Genomic DNA, 16,396 nt, shown 5'->3' with positions numbered 1-16,396 from the left:
TATGCCGAATTATCGCGCAAGGAAACCCTGTTAATTGAGGGGTATTGAGCAGGCAATACAGCGACTTTCTTCTAAGCTTGTAAGCGATATCACAAAAAGGAGAAGGACACCCATGAAACAAACCGTGGCTGCATATATAGCGAAAACCCTGGAACAGGCTGGCGTGAAACGTATCTGGGGCGTAACCGGCGATTCCCTGAACGGACTGAGCGACAGCCTTAACAAAATGAAAACCATTGAATGGATGCCGACCCGCCATGAAGAGGTCGCCGCATTTGCCGCGGGAGCCGAAGCGCAGCTCACCGGTGAACTGGCCGTGTGTGCAGGCTCGTGCGGGCCAGGTAACCTGCATCTGATCAACGGTCTGTTTGACTGCCACCGTAACCACGTGCCGGTGCTGGCGATTGCCGCCCATATCCCCTCTTCCGAAATCGGTAGCGGCTATTTTCAGGAGACGCATCCGCAGGAGCTGTTCCGTGAATGCAGCCACTATTGCGAACTGGTTTCATCCCCGGAGCAGATCCCGCAGGTTCTGGCTATCGCCATGCGCAAGGCGGTGCTGAACCGCGGCGTGTCGGTGGTCGTTATCCCGGGTGATGTGGCCCTCAAGTCCGCACCAGAAGGGGCCAGCACCCACTGGTATCACGCCCCGCAGCCTGTGGTGACGCCTGCGGAAGAAGAGCTGAAAAAGCTGGCGCAGCTGCTGCGTTACTCCAGCAATATTGCCCTGATGTGCGGTAGCGGCTGCGCGGGCGCGCACAAGGAGCTACTTGAATTCGCGGGTAAGCTAAAAGCCCCCATTGTTCACGCCCTGCGCGGCAAAGAGCACGTCGAGTACGACAACCCCTACGATGTGGGAATGACCGGGCTGATCGGTTTCTCCAGCGGGTTCCACACCATGATGAACGCCGACACGCTGATTTTACTCGGTACCCAGTTCCCTTACCGCGCGTTTTACCCGACGGATGCCAAAATCATTCAGATCGATATCAATCCGGCCAGCATCGGCGCGCACAGCAAGGTGGATATGGCGCTGGTGGGCGATATCAAATCCACGCTGGCCGCCCTGCTGCCGCTGCTCGAGGAGAAAACGGATCGCGCGTTTCTTGATAAAGCCCTCAGTGACTACCGCGATGCCCGTAAGGGGCTGGACGATCTCGCCAAACCAAGCGACAAAGCCATCCACCCGCAGTACCTGGCACAGCAGATCAGTCATTTCGCTGACGACGACGCCATTTTTACCTGCGACGTCGGCACGCCAACCGTCTGGGCAGCACGCTACCTGAAGATGAACGGCAAACGCCGCCTGCTGGGTTCGTTCAACCACGGCTCGATGGCCAACGCCATGCCGCAGGCGCTGGGCGCAAAAGCGACGGCACCGGAACGTCAGGTGGTGGCCATGTGCGGCGACGGCGGGTTTAGCATGCTCATGGGCGATTTCCTCTCCGTGGTACAGATGAAGCTGCCGCTCAAAATCGTGGTCTTCAACAACAGCGTACTGGGCTTTGTGGCGATGGAGATGAAGGCCGGTGGTTATCTGACGGACGGTACCGAACTGCATGACACCAACTTCGCGCGCATTGCCGAGGCGTGCGGCATCACCGGTATTCGCGTGGAAAAAGCGTCTGACGTGGATGAAGCCCTGCAGCGCGCCTTCTCTATCGACGGGCCGGTGCTGGTGGATGTAGTAGTCGCCAAAGAAGAGCTGGCTATTCCACCGCAAATCAAGCTGGAACAGGCGAAAGGTTTTAGCCTCTATATGCTGCGCGCCATCATCAGCGGCCGCGGTGATGAAGTGATCGAACTGGCAAAAACCAACTGGCTCAGGTAAAACATTTCACGTGACCTCTTAAAATAAAGGGATGTGAAATGATTGATTTGCGTAGTGATACCGTTACCCGCCCGAGCCGTGCCATGCTCGAAGAGATGATGGCCGCCCCGGTCGGGGACGACGTCTACGGCGATGACCCGACGGTCAACGCGTTACAGCGCTATGCGGCAGAGCTGAGTGGCAAGGAGGCCGCGCTGTTCCTGCCGACCGGCACGCAGGCGAACCTCGTGGCGCTGCTCAGCCACTGCGAGCGCGGCGAAGAGTATATTGTCGGCCAGGGCGCGCATAACTATCTCTACGAAGCCGGCGGTGCGGCGGTGCTCGGCAGCATCCAGCCGCAGCCGATTGACGCCGCGCCGGACGGTACACTCCCACTCGATAAGGTCGCGGCAAAAATCAAAGCCGACGATATTCATTTCGCCCGCACGAAACTGCTCAGTCTGGAAAATACCCACAACGGAAAAGTGCTGCCGCGCGAGTACCTGAAAGCGGCGTGGGACTTCACCCGCGAGCGCAAGCTCGGCCTGCACGTTGACGGTGCGCGCATTTTTAACGCCGTAGTGGCGTACGGCTGCGAGCTGAAAGAGATTACGCAATATTGCGACTCGTTCACCATTTGCCTCTCCAAAGGGCTGGGTACGCCGGTGGGTTCCCTGCTGGTCGGCAATGCGGATTACATCAAGCGCGCCAACCGCTGGCGTAAGATGACCGGCGGCGGCATGCGCCAGGCCGGTATTCTGGCGGCAGCAGGTCTGTATGCTCTCAAAAATAACGTGGCGCGCCTGAAAGACGATCACGATAACGCCGCATGGATGGCCACACAGCTGCGCGAGATCGGTGCGGACGTGATGCGCCACGACACCAACATGCTGTTCATTCGCGTGGGCGACGAACATGCCGCTGCGCTGGGCGAATTTATGAAAGCGCGCGGCGTGCTGATCAACGCCTCTCCGGTGGTGCGTCTGGTCATGCACCTCGACGTGAACCGCGAACAGCTGGCAGAGGTGGTGAAACACTGGCAGGCGTTTTTACAGCGCTAAGGAGCCTCACGTGCCGCAACGCATTCTGGTGCTGGGCGCCAGCGGGTATATCGGTCAGCATCTCACCACGGCATTGAGCCAGCGGGGACATCAGGTGCTGGCAGCGGCACGCAACACCGACCGCCTGCAAAAGCTGGCGTTGCCGGGCGTCACCTGCCACAACGTTGACCTCAACTGGCCGAAGGCGCTTCCCGCGCTGCTGGAAGAGGTCGACACGCTTTACTACCTGGTCCACAGCATGGGCGAAGGCGGTGATTTTATCGCCCACGAGCGACAGGTGGCGTTGAACGTCCGCGATGCCCTGCTGCAAACGCCAGTGAAGCAGGTGATTTTTTTAAGTTCGCTCCAGGCGCCTGAGAGCGAGCAGTCCGATCACCTGCGCGCCCGCCAGCTGACGGCGGACACCCTCCGCGGGGCGAATATCCCCGTCACCGAACTGCGCGCAGGGATCATCGTCGGCGCGGGCTCAGCCGCTTTTGAAGTGATGCGCGATATGGTCTACAACCTGCCGGTACTGACGCCGCCGCGCTGGGTCCGCTCGCGCACCACGCCGATTGCGCTGGAGAACTTGCTCCACTATCTGGTGGCATTGCTCGATCACCCGGCGGAGCAACACCGGGTGCTTGAAGCAGCAGGCCCTGAAGTGCTGAGCTATCAGCAGCAGTTCGAACATTTCATGCGCGTCAGCGGACGCCGCCGCTGGCTGATCCCCATCCCCTTCCCGACCCGCTGGATCTCAGTCTGGTTTTTAAATGTGATCACCTCCGTGCCGCCGACCACCGCCAAAGCGCTGATTCAGGGGCTGAAACACGATCTGCTGGCGGACGATCGCGAGCTGCGCGCCTTAATCCCTCAGGATCTGATCCGGTTTGACGACGCGGTACGCAATACGCTGAAAGAAGAAGAGCAGCTGGTGAACTCCAGCGACTGGGGTTATGACGCGCAGGCCTTTGCCCGCTGGCGGCCGGAGTACGGTTATTACCCGAAACAGGCGGGCTGCACGGTAAAAACCTCTGCCAGCCTTGAGGCGCTGTGGGAAGTGGTGAACCAAATTGGCGGCAAAGAACGTTATTTCTTCGGCAATCTTCTCTGGCAAACGCGTGGGACAATGGATCTGCTGGTGGGGCACAGGCTGGCGAAAGGCCGCCCGGCGCGCCCGTTTCTTGAGGTGGGCGACGCGGTGGACAGCTGGAAAGTGATCATCGTCGAGCCGGAAAAGCAGCTGGCGTTGTTATTCGGTATGAAAGCGCCGGGGCTGGGGCGACTCTGCTTCACCCTTAAGGATAAAGGCGATCACCGGGAACTGGACGTCCGCGCCTGGTGGCACCCGCACGGGATGCCCGGCCTGTTTTACTGGCTGTTCATGATCCCCGCCCATCTTTTTATCTTCCGGGGAATGGCGAAACGAATTGCGCAACTGGCAGAACAAAAAACGAAAATAACTCATTAAAACGCTTTTTCTTTCACCTTTCCCATTGCATAGCGCCGTAATTCACGAAAGAATGCGCACGAAATTCTTTTTCAACACAGTGGATTGATATGAAGGTACTGGTTACCGGGGCGACCAGCGGCTTAGGCCGAAATGCGGTCGAATTTCTGCGCAACAAGGGCATTAGCGTCAGGGCTACCGGTCGCAACGAGGCGATGGGAAAACTGCTGCAAAAAATGGGCGCAGAGTTCGTCCATGCCGACCTGACGGAGCTGGTCTCCTCGCAGGCGAAGGTGATGCTCGCCGGAATCGATACGCTGTGGCACTGCTCCAGTTTTACCTCTCCGTGGGGGACCCAGGAAGCCTTCGATCTCGCCAACGTGCGGGCCACCCGCCGTCTGGGCGAATGGGCCGTTGCCTGGGGGGTACGTAACTTTATTCATATCTCCTCCCCATCGCTCTATTTCGACTATCACCACCATCGCGATGTGCAGGAAGATTTCCGTCCGGCACGCTTTGCCTGTGAATTTGCGCGCAGCAAGGCGGCCAGTGAAGAGGTGATCGACCTGCTGGCGCAGTCGAACCCGCACACCCGTTTTACGATACTGCGTCCGCAGAGCCTGTTCGGACCGCACGACAAAGTGTTTATTCCGCGCCTGGCGCAGATGATGCATCACTACGGCAGCGTGCTGCTGCCACGCGGTGGCGATGCGCTGGTGGATATGACCTATTACGAAAACGCCGTCCACGCCATGTGGCTGGCCAGCCAGTCGGACTGCGATAAGCTGATCTCTGGTCGCGCCTATAACATCACCAACGGCGAACCCTGTACGCTACGCAGCATTGTGCAGCGGCTGATTGATGAACTGCAGATCGACTGCCGCATCCGTTCTGTCCCCTACCCCATGCTTGACATGATTGCCCGCAGCATGGAGCGATTTGGCAGTAAAGCGGCCAAAGAACCTGCGCTGACGCATTACGGTGTCTCAAAACTCAACTTTGATTTCACGCTGGATATTTCACGCGCAGAGAACGAACTGGGGTATCGGCCGGTGGTGACGCTGGATGAAGGGATTGTGCGCACGGCGGCGTGGTTACGGGATCACGGCAAACTGCACCGCTAGCCTGTTGCCTGGTGGCGGCTTCGCCTTACCGGGCCTACAACTGCACCGTACCGCTGGAAAGGGTGCAAAAACTAAAACGGCAACCTTTCGGTTGCCGTTTGCTTTTACAGAGCTGTCCAGGCATCAGACCATGCCAGACCAGCGCCCGGTTCATAGTATGCCGGGGCGTTGTTACACCAGCCGCTGTACGGGAACGGTTTGCACTGGAACAGTTTACCGTGGTTGTTCACGATATCACCGGCCTTGTACTTGCTGTTCGCGCTCCACGCCGCGTAATCGCCAGACGTGCCTTCGTCCTGAGACGGTGCTGCTTTGGCTTTCACGTTCAGCAGATAAGAGGTCGTGCTGCTCAACTCACCGTCGCTCACGGTCAGGCTGATTTCAATCTGCTGAGCCGTTGCAGACTCTGGAGCAGTAAAGGTGACAACCGCTTTATCCTGACCGGTTACGGTCTGACCGTCCTGGGAACGCCAGGTGTAGGTCAGCGCGTTGCCGTCTGCATCGGTAGAACCTTCCGCGCTCAGAGAGACATGTGCACCCGCCTCAACGGCGCCGATTGGACCCGCGATATGCGCCACCGGCGCGTGATTCACCACAGCAGGTTCAGCCGGGGTTTCATCCGGAACTGGCGCTGGCGCCGGCGTTTCGTCTTCTGACGGCGTAGGCGTTGGCGTTACCGGGGTTTCATCCGGCGTAACGGAACCGTCGTCGTTAACGATGTTCACGTTAAAGAACTTCTGCACGCACTTGCTGTAATCACCCTCTTTGAACGCGCTGAACGGCGTCTGGTAACCAACGAGCTGGCAAGAGTAGGTTTCGCCGCTTGGCGTATCCGCGCTCCATCCCCAGTCCTGCTCCCAGTAAATCTTCAGCGCGCCAGCACCGCCTTCGTCGAACTGCTTCATGTTCGCGCAGCCCAGCACTTCGTTCGCCGGAACAGGGACCTTCAGGTAGTTCGCGAACTCTTTGTAGTACTTGATACGGTTTTCAGACTGTGCAATTTCAGTTGGACCGCCGCACTCAACGCCACCGTTGATGATCTGAGTGGTCACGCCGAAGCCAGGGACCAGACCGTTGGCTTTATCGTGATCGTTCGGCTGCCATGTACCGTCGATAACCTGCAGCATGCTTGGTTTAGGCGGCTGTGGATAGGCGAAGAAGAAGATCGCACTCGCCAGGTTCAGCCAGGTATCCGCCACCAGCTCAGGTTTGTCGAGCAACGTACGCACGTCACCGTACATCGCTTCAGAGAACGGGCCGTAGTTGTAGTTGTAGGACAACTGCTTCGCACCGCGACCGAAGTAGCTCAGGAAGTCGCCGTCTTTATCTTTACCGCACGGCCAGGTCTGACCCTGCCAGACGTCCGGGTTACATTCGCCGTTATAGCCGCCCTTCTGGCCTTCGCTCCAGCCCATTTCACGCACGTGAACCAGGGCCTGACGCCATTCGGCTTCCGGACGCCAGCTTTCGTGACCGCCCGTTTCCTGAGCAAAGTGAGCAAACATGGTTGCCAGCTCTTTACGGCAGATAGCGTCACTGTCGCGACCGTCATTGTAGGTCTTACACAGCGCCGGGAATTTACCAACCGCTTTCAGGAAGTTGCTGTAGGTGTACGCCTGCGCGCGCAGCGGGAAGAGATATTCCCAGTCGCTGGCTTTCACGATCCCTTCCACGCGTTTCACGTTCTCCGGGTTCGCCGCACGACCAGGTTCAATCAGTTCAACCTGGGCGTTGTCCAGCGTCTTAATGGTTTCCTTTACGGCATCCATCAGCGGGAAGCTGGTCAGCTCTTTCTCTTTCTTCGCCAGATCGCTGGCGTTCATGGTGTATGGTTCACTGGTGGTCGCTTGCAGCGAGGCAGCCTGCGCCATAAACGGTGCTACGCATGCGCCGGCAACGAGAACACTCAGTAACGTCCTTTTGTTCATTTCACTATTCCTGTTTATTTAAGTTAAATAATAACAATCCAGGCTTATGTATTAATCCGTTAATAAATAAACCGCAGACAGCTGTTTTCTCTTTTCGAAGAACACCCTCAGGAATTCTTCAAAAATAAAAAACTCATTCGTTTGCTGTCGCTTTCAGTTCCTGATATTTTCTCCACACTTTGTGGGCGTATATCATGCGTTGCGGATAATTCTCTTTCTTTAATCCGGCGTTATAGGCGCCGACCGCCTCCCAGTTATAGCCATACACTTTAATCATGCTGGATAAAATCGATGCGCCAACCATAATCGAGGTACAGGGTTCGGTTATTAGCCGATATTCATCTATCCCCCTGCTCTCCAGTGCCGAAAAATGTGAGCTGTTAATTTGCATCAACCCCACGTCACGCGTACCGTCATGGTTTCTGCCGACCGCATACGGGTTCATTCCCGACTCCACATTGGCAATGGCGTACAGTAAATAAGGATCGACGTGATAATAATGTGCCGCTTTATCCCAACAGTTTGCCAGCGCGCTTTGGCTGATAATCAATAATAAAAAAATTAACTTTTTCATTTTTACCTGCTGACCGTTTCGTTTATTTCTCCTTAACAACATCCTGTAAAATCATTTTTGATTTACTCCCCCCTTATACGGGGGGAGTCTTTATCAGCTCAGATTATTGGCAATCTGTCGCTGGGCCTTCTTTGACCCATACATCGCTGTTCGCTGGGTTGTCACCACGGGTCCACCATTTGGCACGGTAAACGTTGCCCTGGTAAGTAGTGGTTTCGCCGCCGTTGTACACCAGATCAGAACGCCAGTTCATCTTCACGTTGCTCGCAAGTTCCCATGCGTCCACGCCGAAGCCAGGCTGGTTGCCCTGAGTCCAGTACTTCGCTTTCCACACCAGATGGTCGAAGCTTACGGTATCGCCAGTGTTGTAGATTTTGCTGGAATCCCACGCGGCGTAGTTGCCGGCGTTGGCGTCAACCGGTGCGTCGCAGCTGCCGGTTGCAGTGCCTTCGTCAGATGGCGGAGTCACGTCATCAGCAGGTGGTGTAACGTCGTCAGACGGCGGAGTCACATCATCAGCTGGCGGCGTCACGTCGGCTGGTTTCGGATTAACCGTTACCTGGACGTTAGACTGCACGCTGGTTTTACCATCGCCTACCACCACACTCAGGGTGTAGGAAGAGGTAGAAGCCACTTCTGGCGCAGTGATGGTCACGTTCGCGGTGTCAGTACCGGTCGCGTGCATATCTGCCGGAACGCTCCAGGTATAGGTCAGGTTATCACCGTCTGGATCCGCAGCCTGTGCATGCACAACATAGGTTTCACCCGCCTGCAGCGTCACCGCTTCCATTGGGTTCACAACCGGTGCCTGGTTAGCCTTCGGCGCCTTGTTAACAACCTGCACGTCAATCGCGTTGCTCAGGCCTTTGGCGTCGGTAACCGTCAGGCGGAACACCATGGTCTGATCGCTGGTCGCAGCCGCGACGTTGAAGGTCGCTTTCGCTTTGGTGCTGTTGGTCAGGGTGACCGATGGGCCAGAAACCTGAGTCCATTTGTAGGTAATTGCATCGCCGTCTGGATCGCTGGACGCGGAACCATCGAGCGTAACGGTTGCCGGGCCAGAAACGTTCTGGTCTGCAGAAGAGGCGATTGGCGCATGGTTGGTCACAACAGGATCAACCGGCGTAGAGCCGCCACCCAGCAGGCTTTCATTCATGGCGTTCAGGATGTCGCCGGTATCGGAGTCAATAGACCATGCGAACAGACCACCCAGGTTTTTCTGAAGCACGTATTTGCCTTTTGCAGCAGTAGAACGCGCGTCTTCATAGGTGATCAGGTCACCCGTCGTTTTGTTGAACACGTATGGCGCTTCTGCATCCGCGTCGTAGCCGTATTCCCAGCCTGGTTTGCCTTTGTACTCGTTAACGATCTGACGATAGTCAACCACGCCCGGTTCCCAGGTTCCTCTCACCATACCGGTCGCGGTACCGGTGAATGGATTGTTACCGGTGTAGCCGTGTACACCCGTCCAGCCACGGCCATACATGCCCGCACCGACCACGATCTTGCCAGGCTGTACGCCTTGCTGCAGCAGGGCATCAACCCCGTTTTCCGTGGTATAGTTGGTGTCTGGTCGCCATGCTGGCGCATGCAGCGCAGCCTGGTGGCCCAGCTCGGTGTTGCTCCAGCCGCCGTAGAAGTCGTAGCTCATCAGGAAGATGTGGTCGAGGTACTGCTGAGCAGTGGTGTAGTCCACGTCTTCAATCTTATCTTTACCCGCACCGATTGCGCTGGTCAGCTCATAGGTACGGCCAGTCTGGGCAGACAGCTCGTTCAGCATCGCGCGCAGATCGTGCATCAGCGCCGTATAGGTCGCTTTATCCTGCTGCGGGTTGCCTTTCGTCTCGGTCACACCGCCGCCGCCCGGGAATTCCCAGTCGATATCCACACCGTCGAAGAATTTCCAGGTCTGCAGGAAATCTTTAACAGAGGAGACAAAGCGTGCGCGGATAGCCGGATCGCCCATGTGGAAGAACGGATCGGACAGGGTCCAGCCACCGATAGATGGCAGTACTTTCAGGTCCGGATGCGCTTTTTTCAGCGCCATCAGCTGACCAAAGTTACCTTTGTACGGGTCGTCCCAGTTGGACACGCCTGCCTGTGGTTTTTGCAGGGCAGCCCATGGATCGTGGATCGCCACGGTAAAGTCAGGACGTCCCTGGCAGTCGCGCTGCAGCACGCCGTAGCTGTTGCCGCCTTCTACGGTTTTCAGGCCGTCGTTGATGCCGTCACCGCCACAGATTGGAATGAAGCCATACAGAATGTGGTTGAGGTTCGCAGCAGGAATTTTGTCAACCGGGAAGTTACGGTCGTAAACGCCCCACTCAGGGAAGTAGGCCGCAACCACTTTATCGGTATGCTGCGCGAAGGATTTGTTGTTCTCGTGCATTGTCGTGTTCAGCGGCAGCAGGTGGCTACCGTCGGTATCCGCAACGATGATCAGCTTGCTGGCGCTTTTCGTACAGCCGCTGTTGTTACAGACTTCAACCTGCTCCTGATAACGTCCGCCTTTTTTCACTTTGAACGTTGCAGAGCCCGCCGCGCCGCCGGCACCGGTCCACACGGTTTTACCGTCCAACAGCACTTTGGCTGATGTTGGCGCATCGCCGCTCCAGACGTTCCACTCGACTTTGACATCTACGCCGTCATTATGGACTTTAACCAGACTGTTATAATCCTGAGCGGCCTGATCCACTTCAACCAGCGCAAATTTGTCATTGCCGGAACCAATGGACGGTGCGCCTGGTGCCGCTGCGAATGCGGAGCTGGTTGCCGCCGCAATAAAGAGCGCCAGATATTTAGGCTTCATAAAATTCATTTTTATTTCCTGATAAATTTATTCGTAACGTTAATACCCATGCCTTCCTTGAGAACATGGCGTGTTTCGCGTAATGCGTATTTAACTAACCTGACAACCGAGACAAAAAACGTTTTGCTGCTTTGTATTCCTCCATAAAAAGATACAAGCCCAAATTCCGTGTAGCTTATATCCTTTACGATACACTGAGCGCAAAGAGACGTCCTTCTCTTCCACCGCCGAAAAAATTTATAAAAAAGCTTGACCTGTATATTTAAAATATGAAAGCAAACTGCTGCCCAATAAACACAACTATTCCAGCAAAAGAAAGGTAAGGTCCGAAAGAAATAGTGAGGTTATTTTTATTTGAATTATTTAAAGCAAAATACCCAACGATACCGCTCAGTGCGGCTGCGAGTTCAATCGTGGGCAGAGCCTGCCAGCCGCACCAGGCACCTAATGCCGCCAGCAGCTTGAAATCACCGTATCCCAGACCTTCCCGCCCGGTAGCCAGACGAAACGCCCAGTACAGCAACCAAAGAGACATATAGCCCGCCACCGCGCCGAGCAGCGCGTCGCGTAGCGGCAGTTGGTGATCGAACGCATGAAGCAACAGTCCCGCCCAGAGCAGCGGCTGGGTCAGGCAATCCGGGAGCAATTGATGCCGCCAGTCAATCATCGTCAGCGGGAGTAAAAAGCCGGCCAGCAGCCACAGAGAAAACAGCGCCTGAACGTCGGGCATACACCACGCCGTCAGGCCAAAAAACAGGGCGGAAACCAGCTCAACCAGAAAGATTCGCAGCGGGATAGCGGTTTTGCACTGGCTGCATCGCCCGCGCAGAAGCAGCCAGCTCACCAGCGGAATATTCTCCCAGGCCGCCAGCGCGTGCTGGCACACCGGACAGTGCGAGGACGGAAAGAGCAGATTTCCGCATCCCTCCTCTTCCCTTACCATGGCCGGCACGCGTTCGGCGACAACGCCGAGAAAACTGCCCACCATGCCGCCTAACACCGCGCTCGCGATCGCGAACCCCACCGGGTAGACGTCCCGCATCAGCGCAACGCTGTTCATGCGGTTTTACCCCACGTGAGTTGCACTTCAGCCTTCACGTCGCTGAGATGATCCACCGGCGTAAGGTTCATTTTCTGCAGCCTGACGCCGGAGGTCTGATTAATTTCCCGCAGCCAGTTCTTTAATTCATAAACGTTCACGCGGCTGACCACGAACGATAACGTTTGTCCATCCTGATGCACATCCGTCAGGGGAAGATGGATCTCCTGGGCGCTATTTTCCACCAGCGCACGCGGGTTATTTGTTTTGGTTACCTGAACCTGCAAATGGTTTTTATCTATTTCACTGCGCATCCAGTTCAGGGTTTCTTTTTGTCTGGCCAGGGTCGAAGCACTATTTTGAATCATATTATCCAGCGGCATAACCCCGGCGTAATAGACCGCGGCCCCCAGCAGGGCGGCGGCACATATTTTTAAAATGACTTTTTCCCTGGCGCTGTAATTCTGGTAACGAGACTTAAGCTGCGCAATTCGCTGTTTCATTTATATTTCCCTGCGATCATGGCGGTATAAGGTGCTGACGTGGACACGGGCTGCAGGGTGAAATCAAATTTCTCACTGGCCTGGTTCACAAACGTCTGTAATGCGGTCTGGTTTTGTGCGCTGACGCTCAGCGTCAACGTATTCTGCCGCGCATCGTATTCCAGCAGGTCGATTTCCATTGCCGGAACGGCCTGTCGGGCTTTCTCCAGATCGTCAAACTGAAGAAAGATCCCTTTACCCTGCTTCTTCATGTTTTGACCAAAGTGGTACTTAATATTGGTCTTGTGACGCATGCTCGGGAAATGGTGTTCGTAGACCTGCTGGATCTCCTGCTGGATCTGATTTTCCTGCTGTACCAGCATCCAGGCCATCGCAATGCGCGGCCCCAGCAGCAGGCTAAGGGAGAGCAGCCCTACGGCGGCCATCGCCACGTTTAACCGTCTGGCGGCTTTGCCATTGCTGGCTTTGGCGCTGAACGCCCCGTGCAGAAGCGTGACGCGGCAGGCCTGCCACTGGGGCTGAATCAGCACCAGCGGATGCTGCCAGGGCAGCACAACATCGACATCCACACCGGCAGGTGCATCACCGTAGCAGCAGACCTCACCCTCTCCGGCTTTCTGCATCAGCAGCGGCAGCAGGTTGGCCTCCATTTCACCCGCGACGTGCGGGGATAACCGCAGCCACCAGGTTTCACCTTCGGCAACCAGCGTGCTGCCGCCCGCCGTCACGGGCAGCAGCCAGGCATCCGGTAGCGCCTGCACCACCGTCAGACCCGCCTCCTGACAGCGGGTTAACCACGCCTGAAGACTGTCGGCATCGATCGCCACCGCGTCGACCTCTGCGCCCTTTTTGCTAAGCACGGTCCAGTGAAGCGTGTCCACGTCACCAATCAGCGTCTCTTCGGCCATCCACGAGAACGCCGTCGCCAGAGAAGCGACCTTTTTCGGCAACGTAAAATGGCGGAAGATCATGCTGCTGGCCGGCAACATCAGACATACGCGCGTCGCCAGCGGATGATCCGCCAGTGCCTCCAGGCTAGCCACGGTTTCCACCTGCTGAGTGCCGGAGACACACCACATTATTTTCCCGCCCTCGAAGCTGTCGGGACGAACAAAAAGTACCTGTTTCATAGCGATCTACTTTTCTTATTCAATCATTCGGTAACGACGCTGCCACGTCACGATCTCACCGGCTTCGTTATTAACCTGAAGCTGGCTTACCACACGAAGCGTTAATTCATCGGTATTGCCGGTGTAGTTAACGCGGAAATACCGGCTATTTATTGAGAGAAGCTCTGCCACCTGCGGAAGGTCATCTTTCAGCTGCGGGAAGGTTTGCTCCAGCGCTTTGCTGAAGGTCTCCATATTTTCCCAGCCGCTTTCAGGACGCGATTCAATCAGGCGAAGGGCGTCATCTTCAGTTAATTTCTCCGGGAACAGGGCGGCCAGTAAGGCGGCCTGCTCCGGTTTCAGGGTATTCACATCCACCTTGCTGGCGGTGTCCGGTAACGCGCACAGCAGTTTGCTTACCTTCGGATATGCCGCCGCCGGGAACGCAGGCAGCAGTTTGATCTCCGCAATGGTGCGCATCATCTGGTTAGCCGGCTGACGGGCAGGCACGACGCCTGCCCAGGCATCACTCTCGGCGCCTTCTTTGGCCGTCGTCGTGTCGCCATCGAGGTAGTCCACCAGCTGGAGGTAAACTTCTTCCGCCGTGGACTGGCTTAGCCCGCTCTGCGTCAGGATCTGCTCAACAATTCGCTCGTTGCGTGGCTTTTCCGGCACGGTAGTCTGCGCTTGCCCCTGGGCAGGCTTTTCTGCTGCCAGCAGGTTATTAACGTTGAAGCAGTCCTGGGCATCTTCGACCTGGCTTACCACCGTGTAATCTTCCCCCTGCGTTTCCAGCGGCTGCTGCCAGTCCCCTTCCGGTGACAGCGCGTTGCTCTCGCCGCTGGCGTCACTCTGCAGACGGTCTTTGACCACTTTTTCCTGGGCCTGCATCGCCCAGCGCAGCTGCTGCTGGCTGACCTGGTAATGCGTTTTCTGCAGGTTGCGGCAGAACTGCTGGCTGATTTTGGCGGCAAGGGCCGACATCATCACTAGCAGGATCAACACCACCAGCAGCGCCACCCCTTTCTGTTTGCGTAAGGCACTCATAGTTTCGCCTCCGGTGCAGGTTGTGGCGCGGGTTGCGGCGCAGTCCCTGCCTCTGGCGCGGCGTCTGCCCCGGTGGCAGGTGCCGGTGCAGCCACAGCAGGCAGATCGCCCGGGGTCGTGAAGACCCAGCGCCAGGTATCACCGTTTTCCATCGTCAGCGTCAGCTCAACCCCGTCCGGCAGGTGCGCCGGGTCGCTCCAGCTTTTCTGCCAGCCCTGACGGTAAAAACGCCACGCCAGGGATTTCACCTCGCTGACGATCGGCACTTCGTCCGGTTTAACGTCCGCCGGGCTGTCAATGACCGGCCAGACATCGCGGTAAAGACGCCCCTCTTCCAGCCGCCAGCGCACGCGTTCGAGTTGCACCGTACCGCTCACGCCGTTGAGCGTGGTCAGTTCCAGCGCATCATCGACCTGACGGAACAGGTCCGGCTCGTTGCGCGGCGCGCGCGCCTGAAGCTGGTAAAAATCGCGCTCCATCAGGCTCCAGGCGCGCTGAAGCTGATTGAGCTTCGCCGCGCTGGCGTCGGTTGCCGAACTGGTGCGCATCGCGCCGTCCAGAATCTGCCAGGCCAGGGTGCTGATCACCGCAAAAATGGTCAGCGCAATCATGATCTCCAGCAGGGTAAATCCGCGCTGGCGTCGGGCTTTGTTCACTTGATCTCTCCCGGCGGCACAATCTGCAGCGATATCACGGGCTGGCTGTCGTCGCCTTCCGCATAAACGCTGATGGCGTTTGCCCAGCGGTTGTCCGCCGTTTTGATGCGCTGTTTACGCCACGTCCAGCCGCGCCCGCCCATGGTTTCGCTTCCCCGTTCTTCGGCATCGGGAAAGTCGCTTTTAGTCAGTTGCACTTCCGCCAGCTGGTTTTCCGCCACCCAGCTGGCCTGCAGCGTATCGGCAAGGCCGTGGGTGAAACGCACGTTCAGAGACACCGAGTTCATCAGCGCCAGCGCGGCGGTGGAGAAGATGACCAGCGCCACCATGACCTCCAGCAGCGTCATCCCCGTTTGCTTTTTCTTACCGTTAGCCATCGTTTTCTACCGATACGGGCGCCGCGCCTTGCGACACCACGCGGAAATGGTGCTCTTTGTCATAGCTTTGCAGCGTCAGCGTGAAGCGGCTGATTTCGCCGTCCGGCAAAAAAAGCACCTGCGGATCGGACGTCAGCGTCGCGGCCAGGCGCTGCGGCGAGAGCGATACGTGCATCTCCTCCGGGAAATCACCTTTGGTGGTGATACGGCCCGCGGATAACGGTACCCAGCGACGCTCGCCCTCTTTATCTTCGAGCGTCACCAGCTGATAGTTATCCGTGGTGATCACCAGCCCGACGATATTTCCGTCCATCACCGCACGGTCTGAACCATAATCAACGAGGGCTTTTAATTGCTGGCCAAATATATCCGCACCGCTGCGCGAAGGTATTGTTGACACCACCATCATGGCGCAGCTGGCAAATATCACCAGCGCCAGAATAATTTCCAGCAACGTAAAGCCGCGTTGATTTTTCATTATTTCTCTTTCTTATCCAGAGACCAGTTCGTAATATCATCGGCGGTATTGGCTTCACCGTCCGGGCCGGAAGAGAAGACGTCAACCGCACCGTGCTCACCCGGACTTACGAGGAGATAATCATTACCCCATGGGTCCTGCGGCAGACGGCGAATATAGCCATCCGCGCGGTAGCCGTTCGGGATTGGCGCGATTTCCGGCTTGGTCACCAGCGCCTGCAGGCCCTGTTCGGTTGTCGGATAACGGTGGTTATCCAGCTTATACATATCTAGCGAACCTTCGAGCGCGACAATATCGCTGGTCGCCTTTTGGGCATCCGCTTTTTCTTTATTACCCATTAAATTGGGCACCACCATACTCGCCAGTACGCCGAGAATAACAATGACCACCATTAATTCGAGCAATGTGAAGCCCGCCTGGCGAGCCAGGTTTTTACGTTTTAAAGCCATGAT

General features: G+C 56.8%; 15 protein-coding genes. 4 read left to right on the top strand and 11 right to left on the bottom strand.

The genetic code is table 11. The annotated features are described in order from the left end of the window. Positions 1-112: 112 nt before the first annotated feature. The 4 genes from poxB to ACMGGM_RS20595 all read left to right on the top strand — a co-directional run bounded on the left by poxB (position 113) and on the right by ACMGGM_RS20595 (position 5,424). Positions 113-1,831, top strand: coding sequence for a ubiquinone-dependent pyruvate dehydrogenase (gene poxB, locus ACMGGM_RS20610; RefSeq protein WP_023332523.1), 1,719 nt, complete (start codon positions 113-115; stop codon positions 1,829-1,831). Positions 1,832-1,869: 38 nt separating this feature from the next. Continuing rightward, positions 1,870-2,871, top strand: coding sequence for a low-specificity L-threonine aldolase (gene ltaE, locus ACMGGM_RS20605; RefSeq protein ID WP_045268543.1), 1,002 nt, complete (start codon positions 1,870-1,872; stop codon positions 2,869-2,871). Between the two features lie 10 nt (positions 2,872-2,881). After that, the gene (locus ACMGGM_RS20600) at positions 2,882-4,321 is read left to right on the top strand and encodes an SDR family oxidoreductase (RefSeq protein WP_045134880.1); all 1,440 of its coding nucleotides are present in this window, start codon (positions 2,882-2,884) and stop codon (positions 4,319-4,321) included. Positions 4,322-4,410: 89 nt separating this feature from the next. After that, a complete protein-coding gene (locus ACMGGM_RS20595; protein ID WP_045134881.1) occupies positions 4,411-5,424 on the top strand; it encodes an NAD-dependent epimerase/dehydratase family protein in 1,014 nt (337 codons plus the stop codon). A gap of 104 nt (positions 5,425-5,528) precedes the next feature. Here ACMGGM_RS20595 and ACMGGM_RS20590 read toward each other — a convergent pair whose 3' ends face one another. From ACMGGM_RS20590 to gspG, 11 genes are all read right to left on the bottom strand, one after another. Next, positions 5,529-7,352, bottom strand: a complete 1,824-nt coding sequence (locus ACMGGM_RS20590) for a glycoside hydrolase family 19 protein (RefSeq protein ID WP_023336996.1) — start codon at positions 7,350-7,352, stop codon at positions 5,529-5,531. 133 nt (positions 7,353-7,485) lie between these two features. Further along, positions 7,486-7,926 carry a type III secretion system invasion protein IagB gene (gene iagB / locus ACMGGM_RS20585; protein ID WP_045134882.1) on the bottom strand — a complete coding sequence of 147 codons (441 nt, stop codon included), beginning with the start codon at positions 7,924-7,926 and terminating at the stop codon, positions 7,486-7,488. 103 nt (positions 7,927-8,029) lie between these two features. After that, positions 8,030-10,744, bottom strand: a complete 2,715-nt coding sequence (locus tag ACMGGM_RS20580) for a glycosyl hydrolase family 18 protein (protein WP_045134883.1) — start codon at positions 10,742-10,744, stop codon at positions 8,030-8,032. Positions 10,745-10,997: 253 nt separating this feature from the next. Next, complete coding sequence (locus ACMGGM_RS20575) at positions 10,998-11,795, bottom strand: prepilin peptidase (protein ID WP_023336994.1); 798 nt, start codon at positions 11,793-11,795, stop codon at positions 10,998-11,000. Further along, positions 11,792-12,277: a type II secretion system protein GspM gene (gene gspM, locus ACMGGM_RS20570; RefSeq protein WP_014883180.1), complete on the bottom strand. Its 486-nt coding sequence runs from the start codon at positions 12,275-12,277 to the stop codon at positions 11,792-11,794. The genes ACMGGM_RS20575 and gspM overlap by 4 nt, the downstream gene beginning before the upstream one ends. Further along, on the bottom strand, positions 12,274-13,407 hold the full coding sequence (gene gspL, locus ACMGGM_RS20565) for a type II secretion system protein GspL (protein WP_023336993.1): 1,134 nt from the start codon (positions 13,405-13,407) through the stop codon (positions 12,274-12,276). Before gspL ends, gspM begins: the two co-directional genes overlap by 4 nt. Before the next feature lie 15 nt (positions 13,408-13,422). Further along, positions 13,423-14,433, bottom strand: coding sequence for a type II secretion system minor pseudopilin GspK (gene gspK / locus ACMGGM_RS20560; RefSeq protein ID WP_023332516.1), 1,011 nt, complete (start codon positions 14,431-14,433; stop codon positions 13,423-13,425). Beyond that, a complete protein-coding gene (gene gspJ, locus ACMGGM_RS20555; RefSeq protein WP_050861597.1) occupies positions 14,430-15,089 on the bottom strand; it encodes a type II secretion system minor pseudopilin GspJ in 660 nt (219 codons plus the stop codon). The genes gspK and gspJ overlap by 4 nt, the downstream gene beginning before the upstream one ends. Next, positions 15,086-15,466, bottom strand: coding sequence for a type II secretion system minor pseudopilin GspI (gene gspI, locus ACMGGM_RS20550; protein WP_023332514.1), 381 nt, complete (start codon positions 15,464-15,466; stop codon positions 15,086-15,088). Before gspI ends, gspJ begins: the two co-directional genes overlap by 4 nt. Then, on the bottom strand, positions 15,459-15,944 hold the full coding sequence (gspH, locus tag ACMGGM_RS20545; RefSeq protein ID WP_014883175.1) for a type II secretion system minor pseudopilin GspH: 486 nt from the start codon (positions 15,942-15,944) through the stop codon (positions 15,459-15,461). Before gspH ends, gspI begins: the two co-directional genes overlap by 8 nt. Continuing rightward, positions 15,944-16,393, bottom strand: coding sequence for a type II secretion system major pseudopilin GspG (gspG, locus tag ACMGGM_RS20540; protein ID WP_014883174.1), 450 nt, complete (start codon positions 16,391-16,393; stop codon positions 15,944-15,946). Before gspG ends, gspH begins: the two co-directional genes overlap by 1 nt. Between the last annotated feature and the right edge of the window lie 3 nt (positions 16,394-16,396).

Origin of the sequence: Enterobacter sp. BNK-14 (assembly GCF_047456095.1) — a bacterium.
In the GTDB taxonomy this organism is placed as follows: Bacteria; Pseudomonadota; Gammaproteobacteria; order Enterobacterales; family Enterobacteriaceae; genus Enterobacter; species Enterobacter kobei.
The sequence above is the reverse complement of the archived record's forward strand: the minus strand, read 5'-3'. Positions and strand labels throughout refer to the sequence as shown.

Coding starts and splice junctions, on each gene's coding strand:
- poxB (WP_023332523.1), top strand. CDS start 113: ATGAAACAAACCGTGGCTGCATATATAGCGAAAACCCTGGAACAGGCT.
- ltaE (WP_045268543.1), top strand. CDS start 1,870: ATGATTGATTTGCGTAGTGATACCGTTACCCGCCCGAGCCGTGCCATG.
- ACMGGM_RS20595 (WP_045134881.1), top strand. CDS start 4,411: ATGAAGGTACTGGTTACCGGGGCGACCAGCGGCTTAGGCCGAAATGCG.
- ACMGGM_RS20590 (WP_023336996.1), bottom strand. CDS start 7,352: ATGAACAAAAGGACGTTACTGAGTGTTCTCGTTGCCGGCGCATGCGTA.
- iagB (WP_045134882.1), bottom strand. CDS start 7,926: ATGAAAAAGTTAATTTTTTTATTATTGATTATCAGCCAAAGCGCGCTG.
- ACMGGM_RS20580 (WP_045134883.1), bottom strand. CDS start 10,744: ATGAATTTTATGAAGCCTAAATATCTGGCGCTCTTTATTGCGGCGGCA.
- ACMGGM_RS20575 (WP_023336994.1), bottom strand. CDS start 11,795: ATGAACAGCGTTGCGCTGATGCGGGACGTCTACCCGGTGGGGTTCGCG.
- gspM (WP_014883180.1), bottom strand. CDS start 12,277: ATGAAACAGCGAATTGCGCAGCTTAAGTCTCGTTACCAGAATTACAGC.
- gspL (WP_023336993.1), bottom strand. CDS start 13,407: ATGAAACAGGTACTTTTTGTTCGTCCCGACAGCTTCGAGGGCGGGAAA.
- gspK (WP_023332516.1), bottom strand. CDS start 14,433: ATGAGTGCCTTACGCAAACAGAAAGGGGTGGCGCTGCTGGTGGTGTTG.
- gspI (WP_023332514.1), bottom strand. CDS start 15,466: ATGGCTAACGGTAAGAAAAAGCAAACGGGGATGACGCTGCTGGAGGTC.
- gspH (WP_014883175.1), bottom strand. CDS start 15,944: ATGAAAAATCAACGCGGCTTTACGTTGCTGGAAATTATTCTGGCGCTG.
- gspG (WP_014883174.1), bottom strand. CDS start 16,393: ATGGCTTTAAAACGTAAAAACCTGGCTCGCCAGGCGGGCTTCACATTG.